Origin of the sequence: Azospirillum sp. ST 5-10 (assembly GCF_051225715.1) — a bacterium.
Classification (GTDB): Bacteria; Pseudomonadota; Alphaproteobacteria; order Azospirillales; family Azospirillaceae; genus Azospirillum.
Map to the genome: position 1 here is coordinate 77939 of NZ_JBPJSP010000006.1, position 19541 is coordinate 97479.

Consider the following 19541-nt stretch of genomic DNA (forward strand, 5'->3'; position numbering starts at 1 on the left):
CGCCGCGCCCGCCTCTGGCGCGATCCCGGTTGCCGTGCCTAGAGTGGGGCGTTCAGCGGCCGGGGGGATCGTCGCATGCGCGTGCCGGTGTGGCTTGTGGCCGTTGCGGTCGCCGCGCTGGCGCCGCGGGCGGTGCCGGCGGTCGTCATCCTCGACAGCACCTGGCGCGCCGAGGGCGGCGCCCCGGGCCGCGAGGCCGACGGCTTCGGCGCCCACCTGCGGCTGGCCGGCGAGCCGCAGTTCCGCGCGCTGATGGCGCTGTCCTACGACGGCGGGACGGTGTGGGGCGACGGCTCGGCCACCTGGATCGGCAACGACGGCGGCCACGGCTACGCGCTGACCTCGGCCCATCTGTTCGACGAGGCGGCCGCCGAGGAGGTGCTGTTCCGCACCGACGGGGGCACCGTGCTCGCCGCCGACCGCGTGTGGATCCACCCGGGCTACGATCCCGAGGAGGACCGCACCGGGATGGACGCCGCCGTGGTGCGGCTGGTCCGCCCGGTGACCGACGCCGGCCCGCCGCCGCCGCTGTACGCCGGCACGGCGGAGCGGGGACGGACCATCACCTTCGTCGGCTTCGGGATGCGCGGCATCGGCTCGACCGGCGAGGACGAGCGGTTCCACCGCGGCTCCGCCAAGGCCGCCGCCCAGGGCGTGGTGCGGGACGCGGCGCCGCTGCGCCGCTCGGCCGAGGATCCCGGCAACCATCTCTCGATCGTCCTGCCGCGCGAGGGCGAGGGGGAGGCGGTGCCGCCGCTGTCCGGGCTGCTCGGCTCCGGCGACAGCGGCGGCTCCGCCTGGATGCCGGTGGAGGGGCGGTGGGCCGTCGTCGGCATCAACACCTCGGGCGACGGCAACGCCGGCTACGGCGACACCTCCTGGTTCGCCCGGGTCTCCGGGCTCGGCCCCTGGATCGCCTCGGTGTTTCCGGCCGCCCGCTTCGTCGGCGAAACGGCGACCGCCGGGACGGCCGCGGGGACGCCGACGGGAGCCGCCGTGGCGCCGCCGCAACCGCCGGCGGCCGCGGCGCCGGTGGACGGCTGTCCGGTGCGCGCCCGCTTCTTCGTCCTTTCCGACGGGGCGTGGTACCCGGCGACGGCGCGCGCGCCGGGCCGGCGGCCGGGCACCTGCAGCGTGCGCTTCGACGGCTACTCCGCCGCCGAGGACGAGGTGGTCGGCCCCGACCGCATGCGGCCCTGGGCCGCCGCCGGCCCGGGCGTGCCGGTCGCCGCCTGCCGGCCGGGCCTCGCCGTGGTCGCCGAGGAGGACGGGGTGTGGTACCCCGCCACCATCGTCAAGGGCAGCGCCAGGCGCTGCCGCGTGCGCTACGACGACGCGGACTACGAGGACGAGCCCCTGCCGCTCGGCCGGCTGCGCGCCCTGCGCTGACGGCCGCCCGCCGACGGCCGGCGGCCTGGGCAACCGCGGCGCCGGCGCCCATCTTCCGCAGGACGCCGATTCCGGAGGGCTTTCGATGAACGCGCCGAGTGGACCGCACCTCGTCTACGTCGCCGACCCCATGTGCTCCTGGTGCTGGGGCTTCGCGCCGGTGATCGCGGCGATCCGCGCCCGCTTCGCCGACGCCCTGCCGGTCCGCGTCCTGATGGGCGGCCTGCGGCCGGGTACGGACAAGCCGATGGACGCGGCGGCCAAGGCCGACGTCCGCGGCCACTGGCAGCACGTGCACGAGGCCTCCGGCCAGCCCTTCGATTTCGCCTTCTTCGAGCGGGACGGCTTCGTCTACGACACCGATCCGGCGGCCCGCGCCGTCGTGGTGGCCCGCCGCGGCGGCCAGGACGCCGGGCTGGAGTGCCTCAGCCGCATCCAGGAGGCGTTCTACGCCGGCAACCGCGACGTCACCGACGCGGCGGTGCTGGCCGAGCTCGCCGCCCCGGCCGGGGCGGCGCGCGACGCCTTCCTGGAGGCGTTCCATGGCGAGGAGGCCAAGCAGGAGACCTGGCGCGACTACGGGATCGCCCAGCGCTCCGGCGTCGCCGGCTTCCCGACCCTGCTCGCCGGCGACGGCGCCGGCAACCGCTACGCCGCGGTCACCCGCGGCTACCAGCCGGCGGAGCGCCTCCTGCCGGTGCTGGAGCGCTGGCTGGGGTGACGGGGCCGCCGGGCAGCCGCAGCACGGCGCGCAGGCCGGGGGCCCCGTCCTCCAGCCGCAGCGCGCCGCCGTGGGCGGCGGCGATGGCGGCGACCAGGCTCAGGCCGAGGCCGGTGCCGGCCACCGCCTCGCTGCCGGGGACGCGGTAGAAGCGCTCGGTGGCGCGGGCGCGGTGCTCGGCGGGGATGCCGGGACCGGCGTCGCGCACGGCGATCTCGACCGTGCCGCCGCACCGCCGCCCGGCGACCTCCACCAGGCCGCCGCGCGGACCGTACTTGATGGCGTTGTCCAGCAGGTTCGACACGGCCTGGAACAGCAGGTCGGGGTCGCCCCAACCGCCGAGGCCGGGATCGGCGGCGACGGCGATGCGCTGGTCCCGCTCCTCCGCCGCCGGCGCGTGCAGCTCGGCGGCGTCCTCCAGCAGGGTCGCCAGGGCGACCGGCCGGCCGGCGACCGTGTGGCGTCCCGTCTCGATGCGGGCGATCCGCAGCAGGGCGTCGAAGGTGGCGTGCAGGCGCACGGTCTCCTCCAGCGCCTCTTCGGCCAGGCGGCGCCGGACGGGGTCGCCGTCGTGGGCCAGCACCAGCTCCTCCAGGTCGGCGTGCAGGCGGGTCAGCGGGGTGCGCAGCTCGTGGGCGATGCTGTCGGAGACGCGGCTCACCGACTGCACCAGCGCCTCGATGCGGTCGAGCATGGCGTTCAGCGTGTCGGCGAGATGGTCGAAGTCGTCGTCGGCGCCGCGCACCGGAACCCGTCCCGAGAGGTCGCCGTCCATCACCAGCCGGGCGGCCCGGTTGACCGCCTCGATGCGGCGGGCCACCGCCAGGCTCATCAGCAGGCCGCCGACCAGGCCGAGGGAGACCGTCACCCCGGTGCCCCAGGCGAGGGCCTGGCCGATCAGCTCCTCGCGCTCGTCGATGTCCTCGGTGTCGCGGCCCAGCAGCAGCCGGCCGCCGCCGGGCAGGGGCACGTCGTGGGCGAGGATCTCGTACTCGTCGTCGTCGGATTCGGAGAAGTCCTCCAGCTCGAAGCGCAGCCAGGACTCGCCGGGCCGGCGGTGCGGCCAGCGCGGCAGGTTGGCGCTCACCACCGTGCCGTCCCCGGCCACCAGGGCGTGGAACGGCCGGCGCTCGGCCGGCGTGTCGGCGCGGGCGGCGAGCCGGGCGGCCAGCACCGCCATGTCGCCGAGCACGCCGTCGAGGGTCGCCGTCTCCGCCGCCAGGGTGGCGCGCACCCGGCGCAGGGGATCGTACACCACCGCCCAGTAGGTGCCGCCCAGCAGCAGCGCCACCGACACCGTGAACAGCGCCAGGTAGCCGAGCGCCAGCCGGAAGGTCAGGCTGTGCAGGATGCGCAACGCGGCCATGGTCCGACCGGCCCGTCAGCCCGGGCCGCGCAGCACGTAGCCGACGCCGCGCACGGTGTGGATCAGCGGGGTCGGGAAATCGCGGTCGACCTTCTGGCGCAGCCGGCTGACGTGCTGGTCGATGATGTTGGTCTGCGGGTCGAAATGATAGTCCCAGACGGCCTCCAGCAGCATGCTGCGGGTGACCACCTGCCCGGCGTGGCGCAGCAGGTGCTCGAGGATGCGGAACTCGCGCGGGCTGAGGTCGACGCGTCGGCCGCCGCGCTGCACCTGCCGGCCCAGCAGGTCCATCTCCAGGTCGGCGACGGCCAGGCGGGTGGGGGCGCCCTCCGGGGCGGAGCGCCGCTGCAGGGCGTCGAGGCGGGCGGTCAGCTCCGACAGAGCGAAGGGCTTGACGAGATAGTCGTCGCCGCCGGCGCGCAGCCCGCGCACGCGCTCGTCGACCTCGCCGAGCGCGCTGAGGATCAGCACCGGCGTGCGGTCGCCGGCGGCGCGCATGGTCTGCAGGATGGTCAGCCCGTCGACGTTGGGCAGCATGCGGTCGAGGACCACCGCGTCGTAGCGCTCCGCCGCCACCCGGTAGAGCCCCTCCCGCCCGTCGGCCAGATGGTCGACCCGGTGCCCGGCCTCGCCGAGGCCCTTGGCCACGTGGCGGGCCACGCGCGGGTCGTCCTCGATCAGCAGCACACGCATCGGGTCTCTCGGCGTTCCGGGGAGCGGAGCCTACCATATGGGACCGGACGCACCGGAGTGCAGCCGGTCCGCCGGCGGCGCGCCGTCAGTCGTCCAGCTCGCCCATCAGGATCTCCCCGGAGGCGGCGTCGACCAGCACGTCGCGGTCGCCGGTGGGGGTGATCACCTCGACCTCGTAGAACAGCCGGCCGCCCTCCTCCTCCAGCGAGAGCTCGTGGGCGCGGCCGCCGGTCTGCCGCTCGACCTCGGCGAGTCGCGCCCCGAGGTCGGTGGACAGCGACTCCACGGCGGCGCGGTGGTCGTCGCCGAACCAGCCGCGCCAGGTGCTGGCCAGCATCCGCTTGTCCACCGATCCGACGGTGCCGGACTGGGCGTCGACGATGGCGCGGTGGACGTCGCCCCCCTTCACCAGGTCGATCTCGTAGACGAAACGGCCGTCCCTCATCTCGCGCTCGGCCTCGATGACGCGGCCGTCGAAGGCGCCGCGGGCCGCCTCGATGGCCTTGGCCAGGCCGACATCGGCGGCTGGAGCGGCGGCCGGCCCGGCGGCCGGCGAGGCGGCCGGCGCGGTGGCGGCCGGCTGCTGGGCGACGGCGGCCGTGCCCGCCGGCAGAAGGATCGCGGCGGCCAGGGCCAGGGCATGGAAACGGGTGCGCATGTGGTCGGTCTCCCCTTGTGTTGCGGTTTGTGTTGCGGTCGTCGATGACCACCCATCTGGTGGCGCCGCATGGAGGCCGCCTTGGCGCAACATTTGATTTCCTCCATGCGGCGGGGCCGGCCGGCCGCGGCCGCCGGGGACACTATGCCGCACGCCCGGAACCGACGATCGCGGATGGGGGATTCGCGTTCTGCGCTACTATGCCGAATGGCGGAGCCGGCCGCCGCACCCAGAAGGTGCGGCGGCCGGTCGTCCGTCGCGACCCGGCCGGCGCAAACCGGCCTTCCCACTCGACCTCTTGTGGAACGGTGCACCGGTGTCGGAACCGGTTGATCCGAAGTCCGCATCGGGATATGTTCGAGGGGCTAACTAATAGCGCCGCCGCCACCCGACGGGCGGGCGGCGGACCACCCCTCGGGACCGTCCGGTGGTGTAGGGAGGAAAACGTCATGAAGACCCTGTCCGTGGCCCTCGCGGGGGCCGTGATTTCCGCCGCATCGTTCGCCGGCGCGGCGCCCGCCGCCGCGCAGAACTGCGTCGTCGGCGTGAGCTGGTCGAACTTCCAGGAGGAGCGCTGGAAGACCGACGAGGCGGCCATCAAGGCCCGCCTGCAGGAGCTGGGCTGCCAGTACGTCAGCGCCGACGCGCAGAGCTCGGCGGCCAAGCAGCTCTCCGACGTCGAGGCGCTGATGGCGCGCGGCGCCAACGCCCTCATCATCCTCGCCCAGGACGCCGAGGCGATCCGCCCGGCGGTCGATCAGGCGACCGGGGCCGGCGTGCCGGTGGTCGGCTATGACCGCCTCATCGAGGTGCCCGGCGTCTTCTACCTGACCTTCGACAACAAGGAGGTCGGGCGCATGCAGGCCCGCGAGGTCCAGAAGGTCCAGCCCAAGGGCAATTACGTCTTCATCAAGGGCTCGCCGCAGGACCCGAACGCCGACTTCCTGTTCTCCGGCCAGATGGAAGTGCTGGAGCCGGCCATCAAGGCGGGCGACATCAAGGTGGCCGGCGAGCAGTACACCGACGGCTGGCTGCCGGCCAACGCCCAGCGCAACATGGAGCAGATCCTCACCGCCGCCAACAACAAGGTCGACGCGGTGGTCGCCTCCAACGACGGAACGGCGGGCGGCGCCGTCGCCGCGCTGTCGGCCCAGGGCATGGCCGGCATCCCCGTCTCCGGCCAGGACGCCGACCATGCGGCGCTGAACCGCATCGCCCGCGGCCTGCAGACGGTCAGCGTCTGGAAGGATTCGCGCGAGCTCGGCAAGACGGCCGCCGACATCGCGGTGCAGCTCTCCAAGGGCACCAAGCTGAACGAGGTCAAGGGTGCCACGAAGTTCGCCAACGGCCCCAACAAGGTCGAGTTGGACGCCATCCTGCTGAAGCCGGTGCCGATCACCAAGGACAACCTGGGCACCATCATCGAAGCGGGCTGGGTGTCGAAGGACGTGGTCTGCCAGGGCGTCGACGCCGCCAAGGCGCCGCCGGCCTGCAAGTAAGCCGCCGGCTGCCGCCCCCCTGCCGAGGCCCGTGCGCCTCGGCAGGGGGGCGGAACGCTTCCATTCCCCGACGCGCGACGAGGGAGCGGCCATGGCCGTCGTCACCAACCGGGCGGAGGCCAGGGGCCCCTCCCGCAACCTGTTCGGCACTCTCGAACTCGACACCCGCATGCTGGCGATGGTCGGCGCGCTCGCCGCCATCTGGGTCGTCTTCGACCTCGTCACCGGCGGCCTGTTCCTGACCCCGCGGAACCTGTGGAACCTGGCGGTGCAGACCTCCTCGGTCGCCACCATGGCGACCGGGATGGTGCTGGTCATCGTCACCCGCAACATCGACCTGTCGGTCGGCTCCCTCCTCGGGCTGGTCGGCATGGTGATGGCGGTGGTCCAGACCCGCGTCTTTCCCGTCGACAGCGCCTACGGCTGGCTCCTGGCCATGCTGTTCGCCGGCGGCCTCGCCGCGGTGATCGGCGCCTTCCAGGGCTGGTGGGTCGCCTACCGCGGGGTGCCGGCCTTCATCGTCACCCTGGCCGGCCTGCTGATCTACCGCGGGCTGGCGTGGTGGATGACCAGCGGCCAGACGGTGGCGCCGCTCAACCCGACGTTCGAGCTGATCGGCGGCGGCTTCCAGGGCTCCATCGGCGCCTTCTGGTCGTGGGTGCTCGGCGCCGTCGCGGTGGCGCTGCTGTGCGTGCGCACCGTGCACATGCGCCGGCGCCGCGAGCGCTTCGGCTTCGCGGTGCGGCCGCTGTGGGCGGAGACGCTGGTGCTGCTGGCCCAGGTCGTGCCGGTGATCGGCTTCGTCGTGGTGATGAACGCCTATCTCCAGCCGCGCACCGGCCTGCCCATGGGCATCCCGGTGCCGGTGCTGATCGTCATCGCGGTCACGCTGGTGATGACCTTCGTCGCCAACCGCACGCGCTTCGGCCGCTACGTCTTCGCCATCGGCGGCAACCCGGAGGCGGCGGCCCTGTCGGGCATCGACGTGCGCCGCACGACGGTGTGGGTCTTCGTCGTCATGGCCCTGCTGGTGGCGGTCGGCGCCGCCATCGCCACGGCGCGCCTGAGGGCCGGCCTCAACGCCACCGGCGAGCTGGACGAGCTGCGCGTGATCGCCGCCGCGGTGATCGGCGGCACCTCGCTGGCCGGCGGCATCGGCACCGTCTTCGGCGCCGTGCTGGGGGCGCTGACCATGCAGAGCCTGCAGTCGGGCATGGTGCTGCTGGGCCTGCCCAGCCCGATGCAGAACGTCGTCATCGGCATGGTGCTGATCCTCGCCGTCTGGCTCGACCAGTCCTACCGCCGCAAGAGGTTCTGACATGACCGTCGCCACAGAAGCCGCGGCCGCGGGCACCGGGGAGCGGGGCACGCCGCTGGTCGCCATGCGCCACATGTCGATCCGCTTCGGCGGGGTGCGGGCGGTCGACGACGTCTCGGTCGACCTCTATCCCGGCGAGGTGGTCGGGCTGCTCGGCCACAACGGCGCCGGCAAGTCGACGCTGATCAAGATGCTCTCGGGCGCCTACCAGGGCGAATCCGGCGAGATCTTCATCAGCGGCGAGCGCGCCGACATCGCCAACCCGCGCGACGCCAAGCGCTACGGCATCGAGACCATCTACCAGACCCTGGCGCTGGCCGAGAACATCGACGCCGCCGGCAACCTGTTCCTCGGGCGCGAGCTGATGACCTCCTGGGGCACGCTCGACGACGAGCGGATGGCGGCGGAGACGCGCCAGGTGATGCAGCGCCTCAACCCCAACTTCCGCAACCTGACGACGCCGGTGCAGTCGCTGTCGGGCGGCCAGCGCCAGTCCGTGGCGATCGCGCGGGCCATCCACTTCAACGCCCGCATCCTCATCATGGACGAGCCGACGGCGGCGCTGGGGCCGGCGGAGACGCGCATGGTCGCCGACCTGATCAAGCAGCTCAAGGCCGAGGGGATCGGCATCTTCCTGATCAGCCACGACATCCACGACGTCTACGACCTCGCCGACCGCTGCGCGGTGATGAAGAACGGCAAGCTGGTGGGGGTGGTGCGCACCAAGGACGTCACCAAGGACGACCTGCTCGGCATGATCATCCTCGGCCGCAACCCGATCACCGGGGAGACGGTGGTGTGAGTGTCGCCGTCCTGCCCGACGGGCGCCTGCGCATCGAGGCCGGCGGCCTGAGCGCGGTGCTGCTGCCGTTCGGCGCGCGGCTGGCCGAGCTGCACGCGCCCGACGCCGCCGGGCGGACGGCCGACGTCGTCCTGGGGTTCGACGACGCGGCCGGCTACGCCCGCTCCGACGCCTACATGGGGGCGATCTGCGGGCGCTACGGCAACCGCATCGCCGGCGGCGCCTTCACCCTCGACGGGATCCGCCACGCGCTGGCGCGCAACGACCCGCCCAACCATCTGCACGGCGGCGTGCGCGGCTTCGACCGCGCGGTCTGGACGGCCGAGCCGGAGCCGGACGGGCAGGCCGACGCGGTGCGCTTCCGCCACCGCTCCGCCGACGGCGACGAGGGCTATCCCGGCGCGGTGGAGGTCGAGGCGACCTACGCGCTGGGCGGCGACGGCACCGTGCGCATCACCATGCGCGGCACCACCGACCGGCCGACGGTGCTCAACCTGGTCCACCACTCCTACTGGAACCTGGGCGGCCACGGCTCGGGCGACGTGCTGGGCCACGTGGTCCGGGTGGACGCCGACCGCTACACGCCGGTGGACGCCACGCTGATCCCGACCGGCGCACCGGCGCCGGTCGCCGGCACGCCCTTCGACCTGCGCATCCCGGTGGCGCTGGGGGACGCCATGGCCGGCGTGCCCGGCGGCTTCGACCACAATTGGGTGCTCAACGGCGGCCCCGACCCGGCGCGGCCGCGGGTGCGGGTGGTCGACCCCGTCTCGGGCCGCGGCCTGGAGATCGCCACGACGGCGCCGGGGCTCCAGCTCTACGCCGGCGGCAAGCTCGGCGACGCCGTGCCGGGCAAGGGCGGTGCGCGCTACCGCCCGTTCGCCGGGCTGGCGCTGGAAACCCAGGCCTTCCCGGACTCGCCCAACCGCCCGGACTTCCCGTCGGTGCGCCTGGACCCGGGGGAGATCTACGAGCACCTCATGGTGCTGCGGCTGTTCGCCGTCGCGCCGGCCTGAGCGCCGGCCGTTCCGGTCAGACGTCGGCCTTGGCTTTGGCCTTGGCGGTTTTCACCGTCTTGCGGCCGGTGGTGGTGCGGCGCGGCGCCTCCGCCGCCTTGCGCTCGCGGCGCGTGGCAAGCTCGGCGTGGATGGCCGGAAGTGCCGCCTGGGCGTCCTTCATCTGCTTGGGCGTTCCCGAGGCGGCGAGCCGCTCGGCGTTCGCGCTCAGCGTCTGCAGCGCGTCGTCGGCCATCTCGGGCAGCTTTTCCAGGAGAGTCATGTCGGCCTCGCTGTGTTGGCGGCTGGGAACGCGTGTCCGGGCCGGTGTCGTGCGGGCGCGCCAGCCGTCGGACCAGCTCCGCGCCGACCGGCTTCCCGTGGGGTGCGGGTTGGCCGAGCGCGGCGATCCTCCGAGCGCCGCCAGCTCGCCGCTGCGGTAGGCGGCGCGCGTCCACGGGTCGGCCGGGCCTGGGGTGGGGGGTGCCTTCAAGGGCGCCCGCCTCAGCCCAGGACGTCGAGAACGATCCGACGCACCTCGCTGCGGGTGAGGCGCGGCCATTCCGGGGCGCGCGGTCCGGGCGGTGCGGCGGCGGCGAGGTCCTGGCGCGGTGGGCGCGACGGTCCCGCGGCGGGAGGGATGATGTCGGTCATGGGCATCCTGTCGTGACGGCGGTGAAGGGCTGAAAAACAAAAGGGCGGCCGAAGCCGCCCCCTGCTGGCCGGATCGGCGGAGCGGTCAGAGCGCGCGCAGGTTCTCGGCGGCGACCTTGCCCTTGCGCGGGTCGCGCACCGCCTCGTAGGAGAGCTTCTGACCCTCGTTGAGGTTGCCGATGCCGGCGCGCTCGACGGCGGAGATGTGGACGAAGACGTCGGCCGAGCCGTCCTCCGGCTGGATGAAGCCAAAACCCTTGGTGGTGTTGAACCACTTGACGGTACCGATAGCCATGGGTCGTTCCCCTCGCTGGCGTGGCCCCGCACGACATGTGGGGGGCATCAAATTCACTTGGGGAAAGGACCCGGGCCCACCGCGTGAGACCGGAAATCGAATGGCCCAGAGCAACTTCGACTGCATGAAGATGGGGACCGCCGGCGCGCTGCGCAAGGGCCGGCTCCGGGGGCGCGGCCGAATCCGCCGCTGCAGCAAAAGAATCCGCCGACGGCAAGATGGGGCTTGCGCGCGGGGGCGGCGATCGCCAGGAATCCTGCATGCCCACCGAAAGCATGGATGCCGTTCAGGTGCATGGGCCGTGGGGCGCGATGCGCCTCGCGGCGTTCCGCGTCGCCTTCGTGGCGGCGTCCTCCCTCGTCTGCCTGGTGTGCGCGCCCGCCCTGGTGATGCCGCGGATCTGGGCGGCCCGGTCGGTCCGCGTCTTCTGCCGGGTCACCGTCTGGCTGGAGGCGGTGTTCCTCGGCCTGCGCGCCGAGGTGCGCGGCCTGGAGCACCTGCCGCCCGGGGCCTGCGTGGTCGCCTCGCGCCACGAGGCGGCCTGGGAGACCTTCCGCTTCCCGCTGCTGCTGGAGGATCCGGCGATCGTCGTCAAGCGCGAGCTGCTGCGGGTGCCCCTGTGGGGGCGCTTCCTGGTGCGCGCCGGCATGATCCCGGTGGATCGCGGGTCGGGGGCCAGCGCGCTCAAGGGCCTGCTGCGCGGGGCCCGGGCGGCGGCGGCCGAGAACCGGCCGATCCTGATCTTCCCCGAAGGCACGCGGGTGGCGCCCGGTTCGTCGGCGCCGCACCGGCCGGGCGTGGCGGCGCTCTACAAGTCGCTGAAGGTGCCGGTGGTGCCGGTGGCCCTCAATTCCGGCAGCCACTGGCCGCGCGGCGCGCGATCGGTGCGGCCGGGCGTCGTCCTGATCCAGTTCCTGCCGCCGATCCCGCCGGGCCTCGGCGGCGACGAGTTCACCGCCATCCTGCAGCAGCGCCTGGACGAGGCGTCGGCGGCGCTGCGGCACGAGCTGCTGGCGCGGCGCTGACGCCGCCGGGCGGAAGAAACGGACGCGGGCGGCTGCGGCCCGTGGGGCGAGACCTGCACCCGCGCTGCCCGTCCTGGCATGGCCCGGCTTTCCGGCGGGAGACCAACCGACGGCCGCACCGGCGGCCTCCGGGAATCATGGCCGCCCTCACCGGGACGAGAAACCCGGTACCGGATTAAGATGCGCAGCGCCCCCGCAAAATGATCGTTCACAGAGGATCGCTGAACGGGGACGCCCGTTCCGACAGGGTCGTCGCGAACGCGGACGGCCGCGGCCCCCGTCGCCCCATCCGGCCCGCGTGCGGCAGCGATGTTGACATCGCGAGCCGCGCAACCGACAAGTTCGGCCGCCTTCCCCTGCCCGACGCGTGCCGCCATGAGCGCCAACCCGGCTCCCGAGACGATCGCCGCTGCGGTGAGGGCCGCCGTCCGACTGGCGCGGGAGGGGGCGGCCGGCGAAGCCGAACGCCTCTTGCGCGGCGTCCTGGCGGCCGACGGCACGGTCGGCGAGGCCTGGCTGCGGCTCGGCGGCCTGGCGCTGGGCGACGGCCGGCCGCGGGTGGCGGCGCGCTGCTTCGCGCGGCTGATGCTGCTGGAGCCGGAGCGGGCCGCGGCGCTGCACAACCTGGGCGAAGCCCTGCGTCTGGCCGGGCGTCCGCAGCAGGCGGGGGTGGCGTTCGGGCGGGCGCTGCGCCTGCGTCCCGACCACGCCAAGGCGACGGCCGCGCTCGCCATCCTCCACAAGGCCGCGGGGCGGAAGGGCGCCGCCGCGCGCGGCCTCGCGCGGGCGGCGGCGCTCGATCCCGGCCTGCCCGCCGCGTGGCACGCCCTGGGCATGCTGGCGCACGGCCGGAACCGGGCCGACGCCGCCTGCCGCATGATGCGCCGCGCCGCGCTGCTGGCCCCACGGGACCCCGCCATGCAGGCCGCCCTCGGCTTCGCGCTGTGCGAGGAGGGCCGGCACGCCGCCGCGGCGTCCGGCCTGCGCCGGGCGCTGGCGCTGGCTCCCGCCGACCCCGCCCATTGGGGCGGCCTCGCCGGCGTGTCGACGCGCCTGGGCGACGCCGACGGCGCGCTGGCGCTCACCCGGCGCATCCGCCGGATCGATCCCGCCGCGTCGGAAGCCGACGCCACCGACTCCCAGCTCTGGCTGCTGCACGGCGATCTCGGGCGCGCCGACGCGCTCGCCCGGCGGGCCCTGGCCCTGGCGCCCGACCGCCCGACCAACCTGATCAACGCCGGCCTGATGGCGCACAGCCTGCGCCGGCTTCGCGAGGCCCGCGCCTGGGGCGGGCGCGCCCTGCGCGTCGACCCGGCGAGCGACGTCGCCCGCTTCAACCTGTCGATGACGCTGCTGGCGCTCGGCGATTTCGCCCGCGGCTGGCCGCTGTACGAGGCGCGCTGGCGCATGGCCGGGGCGGCGTTTCCCGACCACGCCCCGGCCTGGGACGGCAGCCCGCTGGCCGGGCGGACCATCCTGCTGACCGCCGAGCAGGGGCATGGCGACACCCTGCACTTCGCCCGCTACGCCCCGCTGCTGGCGGCGATGGGCGGGCGCGTCGCGCTGCACGTCCAGCCCGGCCTGAAGCGCCTGCTGGCCCGCATGCCCGGCGTGGCGACGGTGACCGGCTTCGGCGAGCCGCCGCCGTCGGCCGACCTGTGCGCCCCGCTGATGAGCGTGCCCGGCCTCGTCGGCACGCGGCTCGACAGTGTCCCGGCCGCCCCCTATCTGCGCGCCGTCGCGGCCGATCGCCCGAAGTGGCGGGACCGGCTCGCCGGGGAGGAGCGCCTGAAGGTCGGGCTGGTGTGGGCCGGCGAGCCGCGCCCGGACGACTTCAAGGCCAACGCCGTCGACCGCCGGCGCAGCCTGCCGCTGGCGGCCCTGGCGCCTTTGGCCGCCGTCCCGGGCGTCGCCTTCTACAGCCTGCAGAAGGGCGAGGCGGCCCGCCAGATGCCGCCGGCGGGGCTGCGGCTGACCGACTGGATGGACGAGGTGGGCGACTTCGCCGACACCGCCGCGCTGGTCGAACAGCTCGACCTCGTGATCACGGTGGACACCTCGATGTGCCATCTGGCCGGCGGGCTGGGACGGCCGGTGTGGGTGCTGTCGCGCTTCGACGCCTGCTGGCGTTGGCTCGACAACCGCGAGGACAGCCCCTGGTACCCGACCATGCGGCTGTTCCACCAGGCGGCGCCCGGCGACTGGGGCCCGGTCGTCGACCGGGTGGCGGCGGAGCTGCGGCTGCTTTGAGGAGCTGGTCGTCGGAGTCGGGCGACGGTCGTCCGGCGTCGACGATTCCGTTCACGAACGGTAACGGTCCCGCACGGCCGCCGTCGCCCGGGGCGGGACCGGCACCCCGGGGCGATCACCCGCGGCCGCACGCCCGGCGTTTACAAGCTTACATTGCTGTAGTAAGGGCAACCCTATCTATAGTGGATCAGCGTCCCCCCTCCGGCGAAGTCGAGGGCAGCAAGGGGCCGTGCGTCGAATGACAGGTCGGCAATTCGATGCCGACCCCGGCACCTCTGGCGCGGCAAACCGAAGTACGGAAGGGAAGGTGGCATGTCTGGCGCCACGGCTGTGACCGTTGTCAGCTCCGGCGACACGGAAATCGACACGACGCTCTACGGCACGAAGTGGAGCACGACGACGCTGACCTACAGCTTTCCCACGTCGGTGGGCGACGTGTCGGACTACGCGTCGGCCGGTCCACTCGACTCGTCGTACTTCGGCGCGCTGACGTCGGACCAGCAACAGATGATCGAAGGGATTTTGGAGCTCTGGAGCAGGGTGTCCGGCCTGACCTTCACCGAAGCGGCCGAGCCGGGCGGCGGCGACCTGCGGATCTACTGGTACCAGGACGGGAGCAATCTCACCGCCCGGGTCCTCGATTTCCCCTCCGATCAGCCCGAAGGCGGCGACGTCCAACTCGGCTCGGCGATAAACCCCGGCGCGCTGGGCACCGGCGGCTACTCCTATTTCACGGTGCTTCACGAGATCGGCCACGCCCTCGGTCTGAAGCACCCGCACGACGCGGTGAACGGGTTTCCGGCCGCCGCCGCGGCGGAGGATTCCGTCGAAGTCTCGGTGATGAGCTACCGCAGCTTCCGCGGTGGGCCGATGAGCGGATACTCGATACTGGACGGCAGCTATCCGTACGGGCCGATGCTCAACGACATCGCCGCGCTCCAGCATCTCTACGGCGCGAACTGGAGCACCAACGCCGGCGACACCGTTTACACCTTCAACCCTGCGACGGCCGTCATTCTGCAGACGCTCTGGGACGGCGGCGGCACCGATATCTACAGCTTCGCGAGCTACACCACCGATCTGTCGATCAATCTGGAGCCGGGCGCCTGGTCCGACTTGGGCGGGCAATACGCGGCCCTCGATGGCGACGTGCTGGCGGACGCCAACCTGGCGAACCCCTACCTCCACGAGGGCGACCCGCGGTCGCTGATCGAGAACGCCCGGGGCGGCAGCGGCGCCGACACGATCGTCGGCAACCTCGCCGACAACCTGCTGTGGGGCAACGGCGGCGCCGACAGTCTGGTCGGCGGCGATGGCGACGACGTGCTGTCCGGCGGCGCCGGCGCCGACACCCTGTCCGGCGGGGCCGGGATCGACACCGCGGACTACGGCGCCGCCGGCGCCGGCGTGACGGCCGGTCTGGCCGGCGGCGGCGGTGGGGAGGCCGCGGGCGACGTCCTGAGCGGCGTCGAGAACCTGGTCGGTTCGGCCCATGCCGACACCCTCGCCGGCGACGCCGGCGCCAACACGCTGTATGGCGGTGGTGGCGGCGATTCGCTGGTCGGCGGTGCTGGCGACGACGTGCTGTCCGGCGGCGACGGCGACGACACGCTGGCCGGCGGCGCCGGGAACGATGCGCTGGACGGCGGGGCCGGTAGCGACACCGCCGACTACGGCGCCGCCACCGCCGCCGTGGTGGCGGGGCTGGCGGCCGGATCGGGCGGCGACGCCGCCGGCGACACGCTGGGCGGTGTGGAGAACCTGGCCGGCTCCGCCTTCGCCGACGTTCTCACCGGCGACGGCGCCGCCAACCGGCTGTCCGGCGGCGGCGGCGGCGACCGCCTGTCCGGCGACGGCGGGGACGACACGCTGGAGGGCGGCGACGGCGACGACACGCTGGCGGGCGGCGCCGGCAGCGATTCCCTGGTCGGCGGCGCCGGGATCGACACGGCGGACTACGCGGCCTCGGCGGCCGCGGTGGCGACCGATCTGGCGACCGCCAGCGGCGGCGATGCCGCCGGCGACACGCTGGTCGGCATCGAGAACGTGGTCGGCTCCGTCTTCGCCGACAGCGTGACCGGCGACGGCGGTGCCAACCTCCTGGCGGGCGGTTCCGGTGCCGACGTCCTCTCCGGCGGCGCCGGCGCCGACACGCTGGACGGCGGGGCCGACGCCGACGCGCTCGACGGCGGGGCCGATGCCGACCTCGTCCTCGGCGGTGCCGGGAACGACACGCTGTCCGGCGGCGGCGGCGCCGACACCCTGTCCGGCGGTGCCGGCGACGACCTCTTCCTCTTCGCCGCGGCCGGCGACGGCGGCGACACGCTGGCCGATTTCGGCGCCGGCGACGCCGTCCGGGTGGCCGGCCACACCCTCGTCGGACCGGTGAGCGCCGGCGACGGAACGCTCGTCGCCGCCGACGCGCTGCAGGTCGGCACGGTGGGCGGCGTCACCACCCTCTTCATCGACACCGACGGCGTCGCCGATGCCGCCGAGCTGAGCGTGACCCTGGGCGGCACCTACGGCGTCGATTCCTTCGCGCTGTCGGACGGCGCGATCGTCTACGTGCCGCCGCCCCCGCCCCCGCCCCCGCCCCCGCAGAGCGGCGGCGAGCAAGGCGGCGGCGACGGCAGCACGCGGACGGAAACCGTCGGCGGCGCCACCGTGCGGACGACGCTCGCCACCGTCGGCGGCACGCCGACCGTGTCGGTGTCGATCACGCCGCCGACCTCGCCGACGCCGATCGCGGTGAGCCTGGGCGGCACGGGCACGGGTGTGCTCAACGCCGCCGTGCCGGCGGGGGTCGGTCTCGCCGCGTCGGGACCGCAGAACCCGCAGAATCCGGCCGAGGCGGCGCAGACCCTGACCACGGCGGTGACCGCGCTGGCGGCGGACCCGGCCGAGGGGGCGACCCTCACGGCGGCGATCACCGCCTTCGCCGCGACGCTGCCGGCCGGCGCGACCCTGACCGTGCGCACGGTGACCCCGACGGTCGATGGCGCGGCACCGGGCACGCCGCTCACCATCACCGGTGGCGGCGCCGGCGGCGAGGCGATCGTCGTCGACGCCCGCGCCCTGCCGGCCGGCACAATTCTCAACTTGGACGACGTCGGTTTCGCGGTGATCGTCGGCGCCGTGCAGCTCGGCGGCGGCGCCGGGTCCCAGCACGTGGTCGGCGACGGCGCGGCGCAGCGCATCGTGCTCGGGGCCGACGACGACACCTTGAACGGCGGCGGCGGCGACGACGTCGTCGGCTCCGAAGGCGGCGACGACGTGCTCTATGGGGACACCGGCTTCGACACCGTCACCGGCGGCGTCGGCGCCGACGTCCTCTACGGCAACCAGCAGGACGATCTGCTGTACGGCAACCAGGGGGCGGACACCCTGTTCGGCGGCCAGGATCGCGACACCGTCTTCGGCGGCCAGGACGGCGACCTCGTCTACGGCAACCGGGGCCACGACGCGCTGTACGGCAACCGCGGCGGCGACACCCTGTTCGGCGGGCAGGGGGACGACGTCCTGTTCGGTGGTCAGGGCGACGACGAGCTCGCCGGCAATCTCGGGACGGACACCCTGTACGGCGGGCTGGGCGCGGACCTGTTCGTCATCGGCGCGCCGGGCGCCGGGGTGGACGTGATCGCGGACTTCACCGCGGGCGAGGATCGCGTCGCCATCGTCGGCCCGAATTTCGGTGCCCTTCCGGCCGGTGCCGTGGCGGTCGGCAATTTCGCCCTGGACCGGCCGGGCGACGCCGACGACTGGTTCGTCTTCGACACCGCCAGCGGCGTTCTGTCGTTCGACGCCGACGGTGCGGGGGCCGGGGCGGCGGTCGCCATCGCCACCTTGAACGTTCGCACCCTCGCCGCCGCCGACGTCGTCGTCCTCGGCGCGCCGGGATAGCCCGTCCCGCGCCGCTGCAGCGCAGCGCGGCGCGGGACGGCGCCTTTTCGGGGCCAGGGTCTGCTGTCCTTATCTGAAGACGTTTGGACTAAAACGGCAGGCCGCAGGCCCTGCGGATCGCGAACTGCACCGGGGACGGGGGCAGGGCGGGATCGAACTCGCCCTTTGGCACCAGGGGCGGCTGGGCCATGAAGCGCGGCTGCGTGCCGCGATGCGGCTGAGCGGCGTGGACGAGAAAGGGATGGCAGAGATAGACGGTGCCGGCTGGCCCAGTGGCCAGGATTTCCTCGCAATCGGCGGTAGCAGCGAAGTCGTCGGCCGCCAATTGGCCAAGGGTCAGGCCCGCTTCCCCGTGGGGAAGGAGCTGGCGTGCAATGGCCGCGTGCGAGCCCACCCGGATTCGGGTGGGGGCGTCCTCTGGACGGACGTCTGAAAACAAGAACAGCATGAGCAGCGCCCGGCCGCTGCTTTTGACGTTGGCCCGCCAGGAGAGGAAGTCGTTGGGATCGTCCCGGGGCAGCGAAAAGCTGGCGTCGATGTGCCATCCATCGTCCCCCGGCGTCTCGGGCGAGGGGAAGCGGATGGGGAAGGTGCCGAGCCCTTGCGGCGCGATCCAGCGGCCTTCACCCACCAGCGCGTCATAGGCGGCGTGGAGGGTTGGGGTGTTGGCGGCATCGCGGAAAGGCTTGTCGTGACAGCCGCCAAGGCGGACGACCGGCTTGGTCCAGGTGGCGGGGTCGTGAGGATCGCAGCCGGTAGCGCGCCAAAGTAAGACGCGGCCTTGCTCGGCGACGTCGCGCGGGAAGGCGTTGTCGATGCGGACGAAGCCATCAGTGACAAAGGAGACGATCTGCGCTTCGGTCAGCGCTTTTGCTGCAGCGGGCATAAGATGATCCACAAGTTCGCATGGCCGCAGCGTGTGCGGCGGGAGAGGCCGGCGAGGCCTGCGCTCTGTGCTTCCGGGGAAGCGCCGATCAGGTGGTCAGGAAGACGGCGAACTTGGTGGACGTCATGAACATGGGCGGCACTATAGGCAAGCCTTGGGGCCCGTCAACCCGGGGGTGACCCGCGCGCGGGGGCATCGCCCCCTGGCGCGCGGGCCGTTGATCAGCGGTTGGTCTGCCAGAAGGCGTAGAGCGCGTCGATGTCGCCCGTCGTCATCAGGGGCATGGCCTGGGCGAGCAGCGCGTCGCCCCATTCCCACCAGGCCATGTCGAGCAGCATGGCGATATGCTCCTCGGAGAACCGCTTGCGGATCGGCTTGGCCGGATTGCCGCCAACGATGGTGTACGGCTCGACATTGCGGGTGACGAGCGCGCGGGTGCCGATCACGGCGCCATGGCCGATGGTGATGCCGGGCATGATGATGGCTTCCGAGCCCACCCAGACATCCGAGCCGATGACGGTGTCGCCGGCAGGCAGATAACCGTTGGCGGCGCCGGCGAAGGCGGGCACTTCGGGCATGAAGTGGAACGGGAAGGTGGAAACCCATTCGTTCCGGTGGCCCTGATTGCCGGCCATGATGAAGGCCGCACCCGAACCAATGGAACAGAAGCTGCCCACGATCAGCTTGTCGGCATCGGGATCGGGCAGCAGGTAGCGGGCGCACTCGTCGAAGCGGTGGCCGTGGTAATAGCCCGAATAATAGGAATAGCGGCCCACACTGATGTTGGGGTGGCTGACCTGCTCGGAGAGCAGCTTGCCCTTGAACGGGCTTTCGAAAAAGTTGGTCATGACTGAATCCTGAAATCGGACAGCGCGAAGAAGGCTGCCGGTCGTACCAATCGGGAACGCGCGCAGGCTCAGGGCTGGCGGCGCCCCGCCCGGCGGATGCGCTTCAAGCGTCGGACGTCAGGCCGAGCGAAGCGCGATGGAGGTGGTACAATCTGCCGATTTCATGATGGTGGGCTTCTATCGACACGGCCCGGAAATGAAAAGGGGCGCGATGCGGGTCGAGCGCTTCCGGGCCAGGACGA

Annotated in this window: 17 protein-coding genes; 9 read left to right on the forward strand and 8 right to left on the reverse strand. The window is 73.3% G+C overall.

Annotated features, from left to right (window positions below):
* The first annotated feature begins 75 nt into the window (after positions 1-75).
* Together ACSBPG_RS09270 and ACSBPG_RS09275 are read left to right on the forward strand one after the other, a co-directional pair.
* On the forward strand, positions 76-1389 hold the full coding sequence (locus ACSBPG_RS09270) for an agenet domain-containing protein (RefSeq protein WP_435536862.1): 1314 nt from the start codon (positions 76-78) through the stop codon (positions 1387-1389).
* A gap of 85 nt (positions 1390-1474) precedes the next feature.
* Positions 1475-2110 carry a DsbA family protein gene (locus tag ACSBPG_RS09275; protein ID WP_435536863.1) on the forward strand — a complete coding sequence of 212 codons (636 nt, stop codon included), beginning with the start codon at positions 1475-1477 and terminating at the stop codon, positions 2108-2110.
* Here the strand turns inward: ACSBPG_RS09275 and ACSBPG_RS09280 are convergent.
* From ACSBPG_RS09280 to ACSBPG_RS09290, 3 genes are all read right to left on the reverse strand, one after another.
* Entirely contained in the window at positions 2049-3476 is a 1428-nt protein-coding gene (locus ACSBPG_RS09280; protein WP_435536864.1) for an ATP-binding protein, read from the reverse strand. The genes ACSBPG_RS09275 and ACSBPG_RS09280 overlap by 62 nt on opposite strands.
* Positions 3477-3491: 15 nt before the next feature.
* Positions 3492-4169, reverse strand: coding sequence for a winged helix-turn-helix domain-containing protein (locus ACSBPG_RS09285; protein WP_435536865.1), 678 nt, complete (start codon positions 4167-4169; stop codon positions 3492-3494).
* 85 nt (positions 4170-4254) lie between these two features.
* Entirely contained in the window at positions 4255-4827 is a 573-nt protein-coding gene (locus ACSBPG_RS09290; RefSeq protein WP_435536866.1) for a PepSY domain-containing protein, read from the reverse strand.
* 449 nt (positions 4828-5276) lie between these two features.
* Between ACSBPG_RS09290 and xylF the strand changes: the two genes are divergently transcribed.
* The 4 genes from xylF to ACSBPG_RS09310 all read left to right on the forward strand — a co-directional run bounded on the left by xylF (position 5277) and on the right by ACSBPG_RS09310 (position 9462).
* Positions 5277-6326, forward strand: coding sequence for a D-xylose ABC transporter substrate-binding protein (gene xylF / locus ACSBPG_RS09295; RefSeq protein WP_435536867.1), 1050 nt, complete (start codon positions 5277-5279; stop codon positions 6324-6326).
* A 91-nt stretch (positions 6327-6417) separates the two neighbouring features.
* Complete coding sequence (locus tag ACSBPG_RS09300) at positions 6418-7644, forward strand: sugar ABC transporter permease (RefSeq protein ID WP_435536868.1); 1227 nt, start codon at positions 6418-6420, stop codon at positions 7642-7644.
* A gap of 1 nt (position 7645) precedes the next feature.
* On the forward strand, positions 7646-8446 hold the full coding sequence (locus tag ACSBPG_RS09305; protein WP_435536869.1) for an ATP-binding cassette domain-containing protein: 801 nt from the start codon (positions 7646-7648) through the stop codon (positions 8444-8446).
* Positions 8443-9462, forward strand: a complete 1020-nt coding sequence (locus ACSBPG_RS09310) for an aldose epimerase family protein (RefSeq protein WP_435536870.1) — start codon at positions 8443-8445, stop codon at positions 9460-9462. Before ACSBPG_RS09305 ends, ACSBPG_RS09310 begins: the two co-directional genes overlap by 4 nt.
* A 16-nt stretch (positions 9463-9478) precedes the next feature.
* On the opposite strand, the gene ACSBPG_RS09315 is transcribed toward ACSBPG_RS09310, so the two are convergent.
* From ACSBPG_RS09315 to ACSBPG_RS09325, 3 genes are all read right to left on the reverse strand, one after another.
* Complete coding sequence (locus ACSBPG_RS09315; RefSeq protein ID WP_435536871.1) at positions 9479-9724, reverse strand: hypothetical protein; 246 nt, start codon at positions 9722-9724, stop codon at positions 9479-9481.
* 221 nt (positions 9725-9945) lie between these two features.
* A complete protein-coding gene (locus ACSBPG_RS09320) occupies positions 9946-10095 on the reverse strand; it encodes a hypothetical protein (RefSeq protein ID WP_435536872.1) in 150 nt (49 codons plus the stop codon).
* An 85-nt stretch (positions 10096-10180) separates the two neighbouring features.
* Complete coding sequence (locus ACSBPG_RS09325) at positions 10181-10390, reverse strand: cold-shock protein (protein WP_435536873.1); 210 nt, start codon at positions 10388-10390, stop codon at positions 10181-10183.
* A 260-nt stretch (positions 10391-10650) separates the two neighbouring features.
* Between ACSBPG_RS09325 and ACSBPG_RS09330 the strand changes: the two genes are divergently transcribed.
* From ACSBPG_RS09330 to ACSBPG_RS09340, 3 genes are all read left to right on the forward strand, one after another.
* Entirely contained in the window at positions 10651-11415 is a 765-nt protein-coding gene (locus ACSBPG_RS09330; protein ID WP_435536874.1) for a lysophospholipid acyltransferase family protein, read from the forward strand.
* Positions 11416-11790: 375 nt separating this feature from the next.
* Positions 11791-13665, forward strand: coding sequence for a tetratricopeptide repeat protein (locus ACSBPG_RS09335; RefSeq protein ID WP_435536875.1), 1875 nt, complete (start codon positions 11791-11793; stop codon positions 13663-13665).
* A 312-nt stretch (positions 13666-13977) separates the two neighbouring features.
* Positions 13978-17565 carry a M10 family metallopeptidase C-terminal domain-containing protein gene (locus ACSBPG_RS09340; protein ID WP_435536876.1) on the forward strand — a complete coding sequence of 1196 codons (3588 nt, stop codon included), beginning with the start codon at positions 13978-13980 and terminating at the stop codon, positions 17563-17565.
* Between the two features lie 88 nt (positions 17566-17653).
* Here ACSBPG_RS09340 and ACSBPG_RS09345 read toward each other — a convergent pair whose 3' ends face one another.
* Together ACSBPG_RS09345 and catB are read right to left on the reverse strand one after the other, a co-directional pair.
* Positions 17654-18451, reverse strand: coding sequence for a phytanoyl-CoA dioxygenase family protein (locus ACSBPG_RS09345; RefSeq protein WP_435536877.1), 798 nt, complete (start codon positions 18449-18451; stop codon positions 17654-17656).
* 221 nt (positions 18452-18672) lie between these two features.
* Positions 18673-19299 carry a type B chloramphenicol O-acetyltransferase gene (gene catB, locus ACSBPG_RS09350; RefSeq protein WP_435536878.1) on the reverse strand — a complete coding sequence of 209 codons (627 nt, stop codon included), beginning with the start codon at positions 19297-19299 and terminating at the stop codon, positions 18673-18675.
* Positions 19300-19541: the final 242 nt, after the last annotated feature.

Coding starts and splice junctions, on each gene's coding strand:
- ACSBPG_RS09315 (WP_435536871.1), bottom strand. CDS start 9,724: ATGACTCTCCTGGAAAAGCTGCCCGAGATGGCCGACGACGCGCTGCAG.
- ACSBPG_RS09325 (WP_435536873.1), bottom strand. CDS start 10,390: ATGGCTATCGGTACCGTCAAGTGGTTCAACACCACCAAGGGTTTTGGC.
- ACSBPG_RS09275 (WP_435536863.1), top strand. CDS start 1,475: ATGAACGCGCCGAGTGGACCGCACCTCGTCTACGTCGCCGACCCCATG.
- catB (WP_435536878.1), bottom strand. CDS start 19,299: ATGACCAACTTTTTCGAAAGCCCGTTCAAGGGCAAGCTGCTCTCCGAG.
- ACSBPG_RS09345 (WP_435536877.1), bottom strand. CDS start 18,451: ATGCCCGCTGCAGCAAAAGCGCTGACCGAAGCGCAGATCGTCTCCTTT.
- ACSBPG_RS09330 (WP_435536874.1), top strand. CDS start 10,651: ATGCCCACCGAAAGCATGGATGCCGTTCAGGTGCATGGGCCGTGGGGC.
- xylF (WP_435536867.1), top strand. CDS start 5,277: ATGAAGACCCTGTCCGTGGCCCTCGCGGGGGCCGTGATTTCCGCCGCA.
- ACSBPG_RS09280 (WP_435536864.1), bottom strand. CDS start 3,476: ATGGCCGCGTTGCGCATCCTGCACAGCCTGACCTTCCGGCTGGCGCTC.
- ACSBPG_RS09285 (WP_435536865.1), bottom strand. CDS start 4,169: ATGCGTGTGCTGCTGATCGAGGACGACCCGCGCGTGGCCCGCCACGTG.
- ACSBPG_RS09290 (WP_435536866.1), bottom strand. CDS start 4,827: ATGCGCACCCGTTTCCATGCCCTGGCCCTGGCCGCCGCGATCCTTCTG.
- ACSBPG_RS09320 (WP_435536872.1), bottom strand. CDS start 10,095: ATGACCGACATCATCCCTCCCGCCGCGGGACCGTCGCGCCCACCGCGC.
- ACSBPG_RS09300 (WP_435536868.1), top strand. CDS start 6,418: ATGGCCGTCGTCACCAACCGGGCGGAGGCCAGGGGCCCCTCCCGCAAC.
- ACSBPG_RS09305 (WP_435536869.1), top strand. CDS start 7,646: ATGACCGTCGCCACAGAAGCCGCGGCCGCGGGCACCGGGGAGCGGGGC.
- ACSBPG_RS09270 (WP_435536862.1), top strand. CDS start 76: ATGCGCGTGCCGGTGTGGCTTGTGGCCGTTGCGGTCGCCGCGCTGGCG.
- ACSBPG_RS09335 (WP_435536875.1), top strand. CDS start 11,791: ATGAGCGCCAACCCGGCTCCCGAGACGATCGCCGCTGCGGTGAGGGCC.
- ACSBPG_RS09340 (WP_435536876.1), top strand. CDS start 13,978: ATGTCTGGCGCCACGGCTGTGACCGTTGTCAGCTCCGGCGACACGGAA.